The following is a 15,634-nucleotide window of genomic DNA, read 5'->3' as shown; positions in this document are numbered from 1 at the left end:
CATGGCACAGTTCTTCATCGACCGGCCCATTTTTGCCTGGGTCATCTCCATCGTCATCATGCTCGCGGGCGCGCTGTCGATCTCGACGCTGCCGCTCGAGCAGTACCCTGATATCGCGCCGCCGCGCGTGACCATCAACGCCACCTACACCGGCGCTTCGGCCGAAACCGTCGAGAACTCGGTCACCCAGCTGATCGAGCAGCAGCTCAAGGGCATCGACAACCTGCTGTACATGGGCTCGACCAGCGACCAGTCGGGCCGTTCGCGCACCACCTTGACCTTCAGCCCCGGCACCAACATCGACGTGGCGCAGGTGCAGGTGCAAAACAAGCTGCAGTCGGCGATGAACCGCCTGCCCGAGGCCGTCAAGAGCCGCGGTGTGTTCGTCAACAAGGGCGGCAACGACTTCCTGACCACCTACAGCTTCACTTCGCCCGACCCGAACGTGAGCCAGGTCGATATCGGTGACTACCTGACCAGCAACGTGGTCGATGTGATCGGCCGCGTCGACGGCGTAGGCGACATCCAGGTGTTCGGCACCGGCTATGCGATGCGCATCTGGCTCGATCCGGCCAAGCTGCAGCAGTTCGCGCTGATGCCTTCGGACGTGATCGCGGCGCTCAACAACCAGAACGCCCAGGTCTCGGCGGGCCAGCTCGGTGCGTTGCCGGCGGTCAGGGACCAGCAGATCAACGCCACCATCACCGCGCGCACCAAGCTCAAGACCGTGGCCGAGTTCGAGGCCATCCTGCTCAAGTCCTCTGCCGACGGCGCGGCCGTGCTGCTCAAGGACGTGGCCCGTGTCGAGCTCGGCGCGGACAACCTGAGCATCACCTCGCGCCTCAACGGCCGCCCCGGCGCGGGCATGGGCATCGTGCTGGCCGACGGCGCGAACGCCACGGCGGTGTCCGATGCGGTCAACGCCAAGCTCGCGGAAATGCAGCCGTTCTTTCCCAACGACCTCAAGCCCTTCATCAGCTCGGACTCGACGCCGTTCGTGCGCGCCTCGATCAAGGAAGTGGTGCAGGCGCTGTTCGAGGCCATGCTGCTGGTGGTCGTGGTGATGTTCCTGTTCCTGCAGAACCTGCGTGCCACGCTGATTCCGGCGATCGCCGTGCCCGTGGTGCTGCTGGGCACGTTCGGCGTGCTGTCGGTCGCGGGTTTCTCCATCAATACGCTGACGATGTTCGGCCTGGTGCTGGCGATCGGCCTGCTGGTCGACGATGCGATCGTGGTCGTCGAGAACGTCGAGCGCGTGATGAGCGAGGAGGGACTGTCGCCCAAGGAGGCGACGCGCAAGTCCATGGCCGAGATCACGCCGGCGCTGATCGGCATCACGCTCACGCTGTCGGCGGTGTTCATTCCCATGGCGTTCTTCGGCGGCTCGACGGGTGTGATCTACCGGCAGTTCTCGATCACCATCGTCTCGGCCATGGTGCTGTCGGTGTTTGTCGCGCTGACGCTCACGCCCGCGCTGTGCGCGACCTTGCTCAAGCCCGTGGCCAAGGGCCAGGGGCACCACGGCGGCGCGCCGCGCCCCGGCCTGCGCGGCGGCATCGACCGCTTCTTCCAGGCCTTCAACAAAGGCTTTGACTACAGCTCCAACAAGGCGCAAAGCACCGTGGGCCGCCTGCTGCAGCGCAGCAAGCGCATGGCGCTGGTGTTCCTGCTGATCTGCGCGGGCACGGCGTTCCTGTTCACCAAGCTGCCGACGTCGTTCCTGCCGGTCGAGGACCAGGGCTATATGCAGGTGCAGATCACGCTGCCTTCGGGCGGCACGGACGCGCGCCTGCAGGCCGTGATGTCCGAAGTCCAGCAGTACTTCGCCGCGCAGCCCGATGTGGTGAGTTTCAACTCCATCACCGGCCTGACCGGCGACCAGTCCTCGGCGCGCGGTTTCGTGCGGCTCAAGAACTGGGCCGAACGGCCCGGCCCGGACCAGACGGCCGATGCGATCGCGCGCAAGGCGACCAAGGACCTGAGCCGGCTGCGCGATGCGCGCATCTTCGTGATGCTGCCGCCCGCGGTGCGCGGCCTGGGCTCGAACGCCGGCTTCAACTTCCAGCTCAAGGACTTGAACGGTCTGGGCCATGAGGCGCTGGTGGCGGCGCGCGACAAGCTGCTCGAGCTCGCGGGCAGCGAAGGCGCGATCCAGAACCTGCGCAGCAACAACCTCGACGACACTTCGCAGCTCGGCGTGGTGATCGACGACCGCAAGGCCGCGGCGCTGGGCGTGAGCACGGCCAACATCAACAGCGTGCTGTCCAGCGCCATGGGCGGGACCTACGTCAACGACTTCCTGAACAATGGCCGGGTCAAGCGCGTCTACGTGCAGGGCGATGCACCGTTTCGCATGCTGCCCCAGGACATCAACCAGTGGACGGTGCGCAACGACAAGGGCGAAATGGTGCCGTTCTCCGCCTTCTCCTCGACGAACTGGACCTATGGCTCGCCGCAGCTGCAGCGCTACAACGGCAGCCCCAGCTTCGAGTTCGTCGGCGACGCGGCGCCGGGCGTGAGCTCGGGCGCGGCCATGGATGCTATCGAGAAGATGATGCAGCAGATGCCCGTGGGCATTGGCTATGAGTGGACCGGCGCCTCCTACCAGGAGCGGCTGTCGGGTGCGCAGGCGCCGCTGCTGTATGCGATTTCGGTGCTGTTCGTGTTCCTGTGCCTGGCCGCGCTCTACGAGAGCTGGACCGTGCCGCTGGCGGTGATCCTGGCCGTGCCGCTGGGCGTCGTCGGCGCGCTGCTGTTCACGGGCCTGCGCGGCATGCACAACGACGTCTACTTCCAGGTGGGGCTGTTGACCACGGTGGGGCTGGCGTCTAAGAACGCCATCTTGATCGTCGAGTTCGCGACCCAGCTGCAGGAGCAGGGCCGCAATCTGCGCGACGCCACCGTCGAGGCCGTGCGCCTGCGGCTGCGCCCTATCCTGATGACGTCGCTGGCGTTCGGCTTCGGCGTGCTGCCGCTGGCGATAGGCACAGGCGCGGGCGCGGGCGGGCGCCAGGCCATAGGCACGGCCGTGCTGGGCGGCACGGTGTTTTCGACGGTGCTGGGGATTTTCTTTGTGCCGGTGTTTTTCCTGCTGGTGCGCAGCTGGTTTGCGTCGCGCTCCTCTGACGCGGCGCCGGCCGTCGATGCACAAGACAGCAACGCAAAGGACGTGGCATGAGCATTCAAACCAAGAACGCCTATCGGCTGCATGCCGTGGCCTGCGCCGTGGCCCTTGCTGTTGCGGCATTGACCGGCTGCATGAACCTTGCGCCGAACTACGCCGCGCCCACGGACGTCGTGCCCGCCGAAGTCGGCACGGCCGCCGCGCCCGCGCAGGCCACGCCGGCGAGCCTGGACGCGGCCCAGGCCCTGGCCTGGGTGCAGTCGCCGGGCCTGCGCGAAGCACTGGCGCTGGCGCTGGCGAACAACCGCGACCTGCGCGTGGCGCTGGCCAACATCGACAGGGCGCGTGCCCAGTACGGCATCGCCGAGGCCGATCTGCTGCCCAGCATCAACGCCAATGGCCAGGGCAGCCGCAACCGCACTGCGGCCGATCTGGCGAGCAACGGCCGCTCGGCCGTCGTGACCCAATACACGGCCCAGCTGGGCATGACCAGCTACGAGCTCGATCTCTGGGGCCGCGTGCGCAACCTCAACGAGGCCGCGCTGCAGGCCTTCCTGCAGTCCGGCGAGAACCAGCGCAATGTGCAGCTCACGCTGCTCGCCGACGTTGCCAATGCCTGGCTCACGCTGGCCGCCGACCAGGCGCGGCTGGCGCTGGCCGAGCAGACGCTGGCCGCGCGCCGCCAGTCGTTCGCGCTGACCGAGCGCATGCATGAACTGGGCTCTACGTCGGGGCTGGTGCTCGAGCAAAACCGCACCACGGTCGACGCCGCGCGCGCCGACGTGGCCAGCTTCAACAGCCAGGTGGTGCGCGACCGCAATCTGCTGCAACTGCTGGTCGGCGGTCCGCTGCCCGAATCGGCCATGCCCGCGCCACTGCAATTGTCGGCGCAGGCGCCTGCCGCCGCGCTGCTGCCCTTGCCCGTGCCCCTGCCCTCGAGCGTGCTGCTCGCGCGCCCCGACGTGCGCGCCGCCGAGCACCAGCTGCGCGCGATGAACGCCAACATCGGCGCGGCGCGCGCGGCGCTGTTTCCGACCATCAGCCTCACGGCCTCGGTGGGCACGGGCAGCAACGAGCTGTCGGGGCTGTTCGGCAGCGGCAACAGCACCTGGAGCTTCGTGCCGCTGGTGCGGCTGCCGATCTTCGACGGCGGGCGCAACCGCGCGAATGTCGCTGTGGCGCAGGCCAATGAACAGGTGGCGCTTGCGCAGTACGAAAAAGCCGTGCAGACGGCCTTTCGCGAAACCGCCGATGCGCTCGCCGACCGGGCGCAGTGGACCGAGCGCCTGGCCGCCCAGGCCTCGCTGGTGGCGTCCACGCAAAAGGCCTTCGAGCTGTCGGAAGCGCGCTTCAAGTCGGGCGTGGACAACTACCTCGCCGTGCTCGATGCGCAGCGCAGCCTCTACGCCGCGCAGCAGACGCTGATCACCTTGCAACTGCAGGAGCAGCTCAACCGCGTGAGCCTGGTCAAGGTGCTGGGCGCAGAGCCTGCCGCTGCCGCGCCGGCAGTGGCCGCAGCGGCTGCGCCCCTCAGCCGCTGACGCACGCTCAGCGCGGCCGCTCGTTGCGGGCGGCTGTCTCCTCGAGTACCGCCTCGGCCAGCAGCGCAATCGAGCGCGGCGCGCAGCCTTCGGCGTCGTTGCTCACGGTGACGTAGGCGCGCTGGCCCCTGCCCGTGATGCCGGCAATGGTGCGCGCCAGCAGCGCGCGTGTGTGCGGATCGGGCGAGAGGATGGCATTGAACGGCGCATGCGCCTTCTGGGCATCCTCATAGCCGTAGGGGCCGAAGCGGCGGTTCAGGTTCCAGCGGCAGACCAGCGGCCCGGGCCACAGCAGGCGCAGCAGCCTGAGCTGTTCCTCAATCGGCGGCATCTTGCCGTGCAGGCCCAGGCAGAAGGTGGAGCCCGTCGCGCGCAGCACGTCGGCGAAAGCCGGCACCAGCAACTGCGGGTCGCGCACTTCGACGGCGACGATGACTCCGGGATGCTGGGCAAGCTGCGACTGCACGCTTGCCAGCAGCGCCTGCAGCCGCGCGAACAGCGCCGACGGCCGGTTGAGCCAGTCCCAGGGCAGGGGGCTGAGCTGGAACACCAGCACCGCCAGCTTGTCGCCCAGCCCTTCGAGCGTGGGCTGGACAAATGCCGTGATGGCCAACTGCGGGTCGAGGAAGGCCGGGTTGGCTTCACGCCCGCGGCCGTCCTCGGTGCGCACCTGCGCATCGGTCACCACGGACGGGCATTTGACGACAAAGCGGAAATCCGCGGGCACCTGGCCCGCATAGGTCGCGTACTGGCTCACGGTGAGCGGGCGCCAGAAGCTGCGGTCTATGCAGATGGTGCGCAGCAGCGGGTGCCGGGCATAGGCCGTCAGCCCCGTCTTTGCCAGCACGCTGGCGTCATAGGCGCCATCCCAGACCAGATCCTCCCAGCCAGGGTAGGACCAGGTCGAGGCGCCCATGCGCAGCAGCGGCGGCAGTTCCTGCGCGACGTCCAGCAGCCGCGCGGGCGGCTTGGCGGCGCCGGGCCCCGGCACGGCGCCGGCTGCGGCCGCCGAAGCCGGGCGCTTGCGTGGGGGCGGCTCGGGCGCCGGCGGAAGATCATCAAAAAGCCCGTCTTGCATCGGAAAAGTGGTCTGAAGTGGCGCGGCCTTGCATTTTCCGTTGAATGCCTCGATGCCGCAGGGTTGAGCCACCCGCCACCTGTAACTCTCTGTGCGCCGCTTTCCGTATGGCACACTTGAACGCTTTCCTTGATCCATCGCCGTGGGGCGAGTAGCGCATGCAAAAAATCATCGGGCAAATTGCCGCAGAAATCAAAGTCAGCCAGCAGCAGGTCACCGCGGCCGTCGAGTTGCTGGACTCCGGTGCCACCGTGCCCTTCATCGCCCGCTACCGCAAGGAGGTCACGGGTGGTCTCGACGATGTGCAGTTGCGCGAGCTCGAAGCCAGGCTGTCGTATCTGCGCGAACTTGAAGACCGGCGCGTGTCGGTGCTCAAGAACATCGACGAGCAGGGCAAGCTCACGGACGCGCTGCGCGCGGCCATCGCCGCCGCGCCGACCAAGCAGGAACTCGAAGACATCTACCTGCCGTTCAAGCAAAAGCGCCGCACCAAGGGCCAGATCGCGCGTGAATTCGGCATAGAACCGCTGGCCGACAAGCTGTTTGCCGACCCCACGCTGGACCCCCATGCCGAAGCCCAGGCCTACTGCCGGCCCGCAACGCTGCTCGACGACGGCAAGCCCGGACCCGATTTTTCCCACACGCTGGCGGTGCTCGACGGCGTGCGCGACATTCTTTCCGAGCGCTGGGCCGAAGATGCGGTGCTGGTGCAGGCGCTGCGCGAATGGCTCTGGGAAGAGGGGCTGCTGCGCAGCAAGAAGGTCGAGGCCAAGAACGAGAACGACCCCGAGGTCGCGAAATTCCGTGACTATTTTGAATACGACGAGCCCATAGGCCGCGTGCCTTCGCACCGCGCGCTGGCGGTGTTTCGCGGCCGGGCGCTGGAAATCCTCGAAGCCAAGCTGGTGCTGCCCGTGGAGCCCGAGCCCGGCCAGCCCAGCCTGGCCGAAGGCCGCATCGCGCTGCACCTGGGCTGGAGCCACGCCAAGCGCGCGGCCGACGACCTGCTGCGCAAATGCGTGGCCTGGACCTGGCGCGTGAAGCTCAGCCTGTCGACCGAGCGCGACCTGTTCTCGCGCCTGCGCGAAGATGCCGAGAAGGTCGCGATCAAGGTGTTTGGCGACAACCTGCGCGATCTGCTGCTGGCCGCGCCCGCGGGCGCGCGCACCGTCATGGGCCTGGACCCGGGCATTCGCACCGGCGTCAAGGTGGCCGTGGTCGATGCCAACGGCAAGCTGGTCGACACCGCCACCGTGTTCCCGCACGAGCCGCGCAGGGACTGGGACGGCGCGCTGCACACGCTGGCCAGGCTCTGCGAAAAGCATGGCGTGAACCTGATCGCCATCGGCAACGGCACGGCCAGCCGCGAAACCGACAAGCTCGCGGGCGAACTCATCAAGCTGATGGCCAAGGTCGAGCAAAGCATCCAGAAGGTCGTGGTCAGCGAAGCCGGGGCCTCGGTCTATTCGGCCAGTGAATTCGCCTCTCAGGAAATGCCCGATGTCGATGTGAGCCTGCGCGGCGCGGCCAGCATTGCGCGGCGCCTGCAGGACCCGCTGGCCGAACTCGTGAAGATAGACCCGAAAAGCATAGGCGTGGGCCAGTACCAGCACGACGTGAACCAGAGCGAGCTCGCGCGCACGCTCGACACCGTGGTCGAGGACTGCGTGAACTCCGTGGGCGTGGACCTGAACACCGCGAGCGCGCCGCTGCTCGCGCGCGTCTCGGGCCTGTCGGGCAGCGTGGCCAAGTCGGTCGTGCGCTGGCGCGATGCCAACGGCAGCTTCAGGAGCCGCAAGCAACTGATGGAAGTCAGCGGCCTGGGCGCCAAGACCTTCGAGCAAAGCGCGGGCTTTCTGCGCATACGCGGCGGCGACAATCCGCTGGACATGACCGGCGTGCACCCCGAAACCTATCCCGTGGTGGAAAGCATCATTGCCACCACCGGCAAGCCCGTGGCCGAGCTGATGGGCCGCGCCGACATGCTCAAGACGCTCAAGCCCGAGCTGTTCGCCAACCCGCAGTTCGGCGTGATCACGGTGCGCGACATCCTGGGCGAGCTCGAGAAGCCGGGGCGTGATCCGCGCCCGGACTTCGTCGTCGCGCGCTTCAACGACGGCGTAGACGACATCAAGGACCTCAAGGAAGGCATGACGCTCGAAGGCACGGTGAGCAACGTCGCGCAGTTCGGCGCCTTCGTCGACCTGGGCGTGCACCAGGACGGCCTGGTGCATGTGAGCCAGATGAGCCACAAGTACATCACCGATGCGCGCGAAGTCGTCAAGACCGGCCAGATCGTCAAGGTCAAGGTCCTTGAAGTCGACGTGGCGCGCAAGCGCATCAGTCTGACGATGAAGCTCGACGCGGCGCCCGCGCGGCGCGACGGCCCGCGCGACAACCGCTTCGAAGGCGCGGGCCGCGGCTATGCGGCCGCACCCCGGCGCAATGAACCGGTGGCGCAAAGCGCGATGGCTTCGGCATTCGCCAAGCTCCAGCCCGGACGCAACAAGTAGCCTAAATGGTGGGCCCCCAGGCGCGGCTTTCGCCGGGCCTGGCCATAATGGCCTCCCACGTTCCCATGCCATCAAGAGGGCTGCCACGCCATGGATTTGTCGGACCTGCTGGCCGCGCCCGTTTGCCTGCCAAGCAGGCCGCGCGCAGTGGCGCTGCTCAGCGCCGAACTGGCTGCGCCCGCGACCAGCCTGGGCCGCCTGGCCCAGCTGTTTGCGGCCGATCCGGCGCTGACGGCGCAGTTGCTGGCGCAGGCCAATGCGCCGCTGTATCAGCTGTCGGGCCGCATCGGCGGCATTGCCGAAGCGCTGGTGGTGCTCGCGCCGCAGCGCCTGCAGGCACTGGTCGGCGCGGCACGCACGGGCGGCGACGCGCGCGCCGTGCCGGGTATCGATCTGCCGGCGTTCTGGCGCTATAGCCTGCAGACCGCGCGGCTGGCCCGGTCGCTGGCGACCATGGTGCGCTACAACCCTTCCCACGCCTATGCCGCTGGATTGGTGCATGGCCTGGGCGAGTGGGTGATACACCTGCGTGCGCCGCAGCGCGCGGCCGCGCTCAATCTTCGCAGTGCCCCCCTGGCGCTCGAACGCGCGCGCCAGCAGCAGATCGCCTGGGGCTTTGCCTACCCGCAGGTGACGGCCGCGCTGGCGCGGCACTGGCAGTTTCCGTCGGCGATGGTCGATGGCCTGGAGCAGATGCAGCGACCGCTCAACGGCGATGCCAGCGAGCCGCTCGCGGGGCTGCTGCACCTGGCCGTGTGGCGCGTGCGCGCCGCGCAGGCGGCACTGGGCGAGCGTGAACTCGCCGTGCTTTTCCCCAGCGAAGTGGGCCTGGCGCTGGGCCTGGACATCGACATGGTGCTGCAGCAGGAGCCCATCGACTGGTCACGGCCGGGAAGTCAGACGGGCGCGGACTGAGCCGCTTATCGCCACTGCGCCGGCACCAGGTCATACAAGGGCGTAGGGTCGCGCGCGAACGCGTGCACGCTTGCCAGGGTGCCGGGCACGGCCTGGCCCAGCGCGTCGAGGTTCAGGCGCGCGAGCTGCTGCATCCAGGGGATATCGATGCCGCCCACGGGCCCGGGGCGTGAATAAATCGTTTGCAGCATGCGCCGTGCCTCGGCATTGCCGGCGTTGGCCGCACGCTGGTACAGCCGCAGGGCTTCGGTGTAGTTGGCGGGGACTCCCTCGCCGCGGTGGTAGCGCTTGGCTTCGGCCAGCCATTGGGCGCTTTGTTCGACGTTGCGATCGGCCGGCTTGCTGGCCGAGGTCATCTGCAGCCACTCGGCGTTGGCCGCTGCGGCTGGCGAGCGCGCTGCAGCCTGGCGAAACTGCAGCAGGGCGGCCTCGCGCTGGCCATTCTCCAGCAGTGCGAGTCCGTATTCGACCTGGGCCGCGGGGTTGCCCCCCGCGGCGGCGCGCGCGAGCAGCCGGTTTGCGGCCATGCGCGCAGGGGCGGCGCGGTCTGTGTCCTGCAAGGGCGCGAGCTGCTGCCCGCGCAGCCAATCGAGGTAGTCCGCGCGTGCGGGGTCGCTGCGGCGCAACTGCGCGATCCAGGGCGCGGCCGCACCCGGCTGGGGCGGGCCACCGCAGCCGTCGATCGCACACCAGGCCAGCCCGGCTGCCGCGAGCGGATGGCCCAGTGCCTGGGCGCGCGCAAACCACTGGCGTGCGGCTGCCGGGTCGTGCGCAGTACCCGTGCCATGCAGGGACAGCAGGCCCAGCAGCCAGGCGGCGTCGCGCTGCGCGGCCTGGCGGGCGGCGGGCGGGCCCTTGCGCGGCGCGGTATCGTCCGCCTGGGCACGCAACTGCTTGAGCGCCTGGGCCTGGCGCTGCTGCCGGGGGCCGGCGCCGCTGACCGCGGGCGTGTCGGGCTGCATCCGGGCGGGGTCGATGGCGGGCGGCTTGGCGAGCTGCGAGGGCGCGGAGGTGCGCAGCGATGGCTGCTCCGCGGACAGCGGACCCGTGGCCAGTGCCATCGCCGGTCCCCAGAACTGCAGGCCCAGGGCCAGGGCCAGGCCCCCTCCTGCCCAGCTCCTGCGGTGGGTGCGTGTGCTTGGCGTGGGCATGGGGCTCACCGTGCGGCAGGCGCAGCAGGCGGCACGCCGGCAGGCGCAGCGCGGCGCGGCACGACCTGCCACATCAGGCGCTGGGTACTGAAGCCATCGGCACCCGCAGCCTTTTGCATGGCGGCGGTCACGTCATCGAGCGTGCGGATGCCGGCCATGGGCTGGAAGGGCGCGACCTGGAACGCCGCGGGCAATTGTTTGCCGATGTCATTGCCCGTGGCATAGCAGGCCACGCCTTCGCTGCCCGGGCTGCCGGCGTCCATCAGGAAGCCGGGATACGGGCTCATCCAGTCGGGAATGCGCACGGCCTGGTTGGCCGACACCCAGCCCGAGGGGTTGGTGCTGTTCGGCAGCAGGCGGATCACGGTGCCCTGGGCGCTGGACATGTAGCAGCTCATGAAGGAAGTGCGCGAAACGGTGGCCGACACGAAGATCTGCTCGCCGACCTCGAACGTCGAGCGGTCGAGCGAGATGTTCTCGATCTGCATGTCGATCATGCGCTCGGCGACCGCCAGGCCCGCGCCACCCGCGCCTGCCTGCCCGGGCAGTGCGAGACTGCGCCCATTCGCGCTGGCCCAGCCGATGCGGGTGAGCTTGCCGTCGGGACCCACGCCGACAAAGCCGCTGAGCGCGCGCTCATAGGTGCTGAAGTCCGTGACGCCCGTGACGACCATGCCCTGGTCGGCCTGGAAGCGCGCGAGCGCGGTGCGCAGTGCGCCGCTTTGCGGGCTCAGCACCTGCGAGGACAGCGGCAGATAGCCTTTGCGGATCAGCGAGCGCTGCACCAGCTGCTGGCGCGCGTCGGGGCCCGACTCCTCGTACCAGTCGCGCAGCTGGCGCTGGAAGTCGGGATGGGTCTGCTCCAGCGTCAGGCATTGCCAGTAGGGCACGCGCGCCCATTTGCCCAGCAGCTCTATCATGCCCAGCTCGACGAGCGTGCGCACGGCCGGGCCCGAGCCCTGGGCATAGTCGCGCCCGACGGTGAACTGCACGCCATAGCTGCCGATGCGGCCCGCCAGGTCCAGGCCCTGGCCGCCATTGCCTATGATCACCTCGTTGGCCGAGTCCAGCCCGGGAATGAGGGTGCGGTTGCGGAACTCGCCGAGGTGCATTTCCAGTCCGATGACGGTGGCGTTGCGGTTGCGGCTGTAGCCGGTTTCGAGCCGGCTGGCCGAGGTGCCGACGTCGAAATCGTTGCGCAGCACGTTCTGGTCGACAAAGGAGATCGCGCCCGAGATATAGAGTGCGGGCCGCTGGAGCTGCATCTGGTTGTTGTTGAGCAGGATGGTGGTCAGGTTCTGCACCGTGTCCTGGCGCGCGATATCGACTTCATAGTCGACGTAGCGAAACGCATTGCTCAGCCGCGACATCTGCGAGAGCGCGGTGATCACCATTTCCTTGGTCGCGACGGCCACGCGCCCCGAGTAGTCGGGCAACTGCTTGCTGGTGATCAGGATGGTCGGCATGCCGGTTTCGCGCAGCAGGCGGTCCATGCACATCAGCGAGTCCGAGAAGCTCGATATCGAGCGCACGGGCCGCACCGTGGGCCGGTTTTCCGCATAGCCATAGCTCTGGAATACGGCGTCCTTCCTGGCGTTCAGCGGCGCTGTGCAGCCTGCGAGCAGGGCGCTCAGGCCCAGCGCGGCGGCCAGCAGGCCTGGCCCGCGGCGACTGCGCGCAGCATGCGGGCGTGAGGACGGCACGTCGTGCCGAAAGCGGTCGGGATGGTCCATGGTGCAGCTCCGCAAAGGGCAGGCAGATCGATGCCGTGGCATGAGGGGGTTCTTGTCGGCTGGATGTGCTCCAGGCCCGGGGGCGGCCGTGGGCGCGGGTCAGCGGCAGGCGTTGATCAGGTCGCCGCGCAGCACCACGATCTGTGCGGGGCTGGTGTTCGGGCCGTACCTGCCGGCTGCGGCGTCGGTGTTGCTTGCAATCTCCTGCGTGCAGGAGCGGCGCAGGCCCTGGGTGGCGTTCGTGGTGATCGCATCGGCATCGGTCTGGATGCCCTCGGCATTGGCAGACATGGATTTCGCCAGGTAGCGCGCGACCTTGGCCTGGATCGCAGAGGGAATGCCGTCCTCGGTCTCCAGGCCCTTGGAGGGCGCTGCGGGGGCCCAGGGCATGCTGAGATGTTCGACCGGCGTGGTCAGTACCAGCGGGTCTTCTCCAGGAGCGGCAGCAGCGGGGGCCGCAATGGCTGCGAGCAGCAGCAGGCCCCAGGAAATGCGTGCGGTCACGGCGATGGTGGGAAATGTCATGGCAAGCCTCCATTCGGTGAAAAGGCCGGCGTTGACGCCGCACATGCAGCGTGCAAGCACCGGCCTGGGCTGCGGGCAACCCGGTCAGACCAGCATCAGTTGCAAGTCTGGCAGCCGTTGTTGGTCGACAGGTTCTGCACGGCGCTCGAATTGCCATAGGCGCTGTTGCTGATGAACGAGCGCTTGGCTGCGACCAGTTGCAGCTGCGCTCCGTTCACGTTGACGTGGCCCAGGTTGGTCGCCAGGCTCTGCGTGGCTTTGGCACCGCTGCCGCTGGCCGTGTTGATGATGGCGCTGCTGCGAGCCTGTGCCACCTGCACCGAGTTGGCGTTGATGTTCACGTTGCCGCTGTTGCTGGCCAGGTTCTGGCGAGCGTCGCCACCCCAGGTGGCACTGTTGATGACCGCCGAATGCGACAGCGATGTGACCTGGACCGACGGAGCGTTGACATTGATCTGCGGCCCGGAAGGCTGGGTTGGTGGCTGTGGCGGTTGGGGAAAGGTGAAGGCAAATGCACCCGCAGAAATCAGGCTCAGAGAGAGAATGGCAAGCTTTTTCATGACAGTTCCTTCATTTCAAGGGCGGCGCGGAGCGCCCGGGCGGTTACGGACAAAACGCTGCTGGTTCCCGCAAGAATCAGCGCCATTGCGCTTTGCCTAGTAGCTACTGTGCAAGCCCGTGCCGGTTTGCTGTATCGCCCGTTGGCGGTAGCCTGCCGGCAACAATTTGTAGCGTCTGCGCCGGGCCAAATGCCACTGCTTGCAAGCGTCTCGCGGCCTCCGCGGCCACTGCATGGAACGCCACCCACGGGGTAGTAACAAGGTGCAAGCAAGGCAACATTGGCAAATTGAAACGAGCACAAGGGTGCCATGCCGTTCGCTTGGCGCCGTTTGCGGCGGGCTTTCTCAACCCGGATTCCTGGCTGGAGCAAGGCCTCGCCCGGCCGCCCCGGCGCGCCGTGGCAGCTCCGCATTTCCCGGGTTTTGCAGCCAGGCCCGCGGGCCTTGCGCCGCAGGCCACGGGGTGCCGTTTGTCGGCACGGGTTACAGCAAGCGGTCATTCATCCCTTGTTAATTAGTAACTAAAGGTAAATTTTGTAATTAATGTATTTTTATGGAATTAAATGTAGATATTTGTTTCATCATCATTTCGTGCCCGATTCATTCGACGCCAAAGCTGTCCCTGTAAGCACTAGACGCTTGTTTCTGTAGAGGGAGTATTTCTCATGCCCATCGACAGTCCTACAGGAGTGCAGGCCCAGAGCCCGGCCTGCACGGCGGCCGCACCCACGCTGCAGCCGCACTCCTTCCCCCAGATACCCGCGTACCCGAGCGCCCGGATCTGGCCCAATTTTCTGATCGGACAAGTGGACAAGCCGGTGCGCGTGCTGCTGGTCGATGACGATGCACATATCCGCATGGTGATTGCGCAGGAGCTGATGGCCGACGAGCGCACCTTGGTGGTGGCGCAGGCCGGCAGCATCAAGGAAGGGCGCAAGGCCATCCGCCAGCACGCTTTCGACGTGATGCTGGTCGACATGCACCTGGGCGATGGCGAAGGGCTGGACCTGATCGATTTCATGAAGACCGTCCATCCTTCGGCCGAGGCCGTGGTGGTGTCCATCATGGAAAGCGATGACCTGGTGCTGCGCGCGTTCGAGCTCGGCGCCACCGGCTACCTGATCAAGAATTCATGGTTTGGCGACTACCCGATGGCGGTGCTGCAGGTGGCCAACGGCGGGGCATCGATCACGCCCAATCTCGCGCGCCGCCTGCTGCAGCGCTTCGACAAGACCGCGGTCGAGGAAGTGCGCCGGCGCCAGCCCGACGAGGCCGAGCGCCTGTCCGCGCGCGAGCGTGAAGTGCTGCGCATGGTGGCCGGGGGCTATACCAGCGTGGAGATCGGCGTGCGGCTGGCCATCAGCAGCATGACCGTGAACACCCATATCAAGAACATCTACCGCAAGCTCCAGGTGCGCACCCGGGCCCAGGCGGTACGCTTTGCGTCGCTGCGGGGGATGTTCTGATGTGCAGGCCGCCCCGCCCGGGCGGGACAGGTGCTGACTGAGCGGCATGCGCCATGCCAACCATGTTCGGTCACTCCCTGCACCGTGCCGATCTGGCCGCATTGCTGGCGCTGCTGGTGCTGCTGCTGTGGCTTTTCCCCTTCGCCCTGCTGTGCTGGTTTCTGGACAGCGGGCGGCTGCAGCCGCCGCGCCAGCCGGATACCGCGTTTGCGGTCTGGGCTGGCGCGGCCCTGGCAAGCTGGGTCCTGGTCGGTGCCTGGCTGGGACTGCAGTCACGGCGTGCCTGGATCTGGCGCCGCCGGCGCAATCCGCGCCCCTCGCGCGAAATCCAGCGGGAACGCCAGCGCATTGCGCGCACGCTGCATGATGCCGTCGGTTCTCAACTGGTCAATGCCTCGATGCTGCTGGACACCAGCGACCGGCAGCAACGCCAGCTGCACGCGGTGCTCGAGCATTGCCTGCTCGATCTGCGGCTGCTGGTCGACAGCATGGACGGCGACCAGTGCATGTTGACCGATCGCCTGGCCATCCTGCGCCACCGCCTGCAGCCGGTGCTCGAGCGCCGGGGCATACGCTGGCAGTGGGAGGTGCCGCACAGCCATCAGCCGGGGCTGCCCGCGGGCGAGCCCGCGCAGCACATTGCCGCCATCGTGCAGGAAGCGCTGAGCAACATGCTCCAGCATGCGCAAGCGACGGAGCTCGAAGTCACGCTGCAGCAGCACCAGGGCGAATGGCATCTGCGCGTGCGCGACGATGGCGTGGGCCTGGCGCAGGTGCCGGGCGCGTCATCGGCTGGCAAGGGGCTGCAGGGCATGGCCGACCGCGCGGCACGGGCCGGTGCGCAGCTCGAGCGCGTGCAGGGAATCGACGGCCGTGGCATGGGCGTGCATGTGCGCTGGCCCGTCGCGGGGCCGCGCCGCTGATCCCGCGCTGCGGGAGGCGTCGCCTGCATCTGCAGCCCGCGCCGGCGCAGTGTTTCGCGGTCCCGGCTGACAGGCCTGCATGGTGCTTTGGGATGCAATGGACGC

At 67.8% G+C, this 15,634-nt stretch carries 11 protein-coding genes; 6 read left to right on the top strand and 5 right to left on the bottom strand.

The window, feature by feature from the left end; all coding sequences use genetic code 11:
* Window position 1 precedes the first annotated feature (1 nt).
* Together GVL12_RS17105 and GVL12_RS17100 are read left to right on the top strand one after the other, a co-directional pair.
* Window positions 2–3,178: an efflux RND transporter permease subunit gene (locus GVL12_RS17105; RefSeq protein WP_159916200.1), complete on the top strand. Its 3,177-nt coding sequence runs from the start codon at window positions 2–4 to the stop codon at window positions 3,176–3,178.
* On the top strand, window positions 3,175–4,665 hold the full coding sequence (locus tag GVL12_RS17100) for an efflux transporter outer membrane subunit (RefSeq protein ID WP_159916198.1): 1,491 nt from the start codon (window positions 3,175–3,177) through the stop codon (window positions 4,663–4,665). Before GVL12_RS17105 ends, GVL12_RS17100 begins: the two co-directional genes overlap by 4 nt.
* Before the next feature lie 7 nt (window positions 4,666–4,672).
* On the opposite strand, the gene GVL12_RS17095 is transcribed toward GVL12_RS17100, so the two are convergent.
* The gene (locus tag GVL12_RS17095) at window positions 4,673–5,743 is read right to left on the bottom strand and encodes a DUF72 domain-containing protein (RefSeq protein ID WP_159916196.1); all 1,071 of its coding nucleotides are present in this window, start codon (window positions 5,741–5,743) and stop codon (window positions 4,673–4,675) included.
* 158 nt (window positions 5,744–5,901) lie between these two features.
* Between GVL12_RS17095 and GVL12_RS17090 the strand changes: the two genes are divergently transcribed.
* Together GVL12_RS17090 and GVL12_RS17085 are read left to right on the top strand one after the other, a co-directional pair.
* Entirely contained in the window at window positions 5,902–8,256 is a 2,355-nt protein-coding gene (locus GVL12_RS17090) for a Tex family protein (protein WP_159916194.1), read from the top strand.
* 90 nt (window positions 8,257–8,346) lie between these two features.
* Window positions 8,347–9,171 carry an HDOD domain-containing protein gene (locus GVL12_RS17085; RefSeq protein WP_159916192.1) on the top strand — a complete coding sequence of 275 codons (825 nt, stop codon included), beginning with the start codon at window positions 8,347–8,349 and terminating at the stop codon, window positions 9,169–9,171.
* Window positions 9,172–9,176: 5 nt separating this feature from the next.
* Here GVL12_RS17085 and GVL12_RS17080 read toward each other — a convergent pair whose 3' ends face one another.
* The 4 genes from GVL12_RS17080 to GVL12_RS17065 all read right to left on the bottom strand — a co-directional run bounded on the left by GVL12_RS17080 (window position 9,177) and on the right by GVL12_RS17065 (window position 13,140).
* Window positions 9,177–10,322, bottom strand: coding sequence for a tetratricopeptide repeat protein (locus tag GVL12_RS17080; protein ID WP_159916190.1), 1,146 nt, complete (start codon window positions 10,320–10,322; stop codon window positions 9,177–9,179).
* 5 nt (window positions 10,323–10,327) lie between these two features.
* Window positions 10,328–12,055, bottom strand: a complete 1,728-nt coding sequence (locus GVL12_RS17075) for a DUF4384 domain-containing protein (protein ID WP_159916188.1) — start codon at window positions 12,053–12,055, stop codon at window positions 10,328–10,330.
* 99 nt (window positions 12,056–12,154) lie between these two features.
* Window positions 12,155–12,580 carry a hypothetical protein gene (locus GVL12_RS17070; protein ID WP_159916186.1) on the bottom strand — a complete coding sequence of 142 codons (426 nt, stop codon included), beginning with the start codon at window positions 12,578–12,580 and terminating at the stop codon, window positions 12,155–12,157.
* 95 nt (window positions 12,581–12,675) lie between these two features.
* Window positions 12,676–13,140, bottom strand: coding sequence for a hypothetical protein (locus GVL12_RS17065; protein WP_159916184.1), 465 nt, complete (start codon window positions 13,138–13,140; stop codon window positions 12,676–12,678).
* 665 nt (window positions 13,141–13,805) lie between these two features.
* On the opposite strand from GVL12_RS17065, the gene GVL12_RS17060 reads away from it, so the two are divergent.
* Window positions 13,806–14,606 (top strand): response regulator transcription factor, encoded by an 801-nt coding sequence (locus GVL12_RS17060; RefSeq protein ID WP_159916182.1) that lies wholly within the window; start codon window positions 13,806–13,808, stop codon window positions 14,604–14,606.
* 53 nt (window positions 14,607–14,659) lie between these two features.
* Window positions 14,660–15,529: a sensor histidine kinase gene (locus GVL12_RS17055; protein WP_159916180.1), complete on the top strand. Its 870-nt coding sequence runs from the start codon at window positions 14,660–14,662 to the stop codon at window positions 15,527–15,529.
* Window positions 15,530–15,634 lie beyond the last annotated feature (105 nt).

The sequence above is a fragment of the Pantoea sp. 18069 genome (assembly GCF_902706035.1).
Classification (GTDB): Bacteria; Pseudomonadota; Gammaproteobacteria; order Burkholderiales; family Burkholderiaceae_C; genus Comamonas.
Note: the sequence above shows the minus strand (reverse complement) of the source record. Positions and strands in the feature narration are given on the sequence as shown.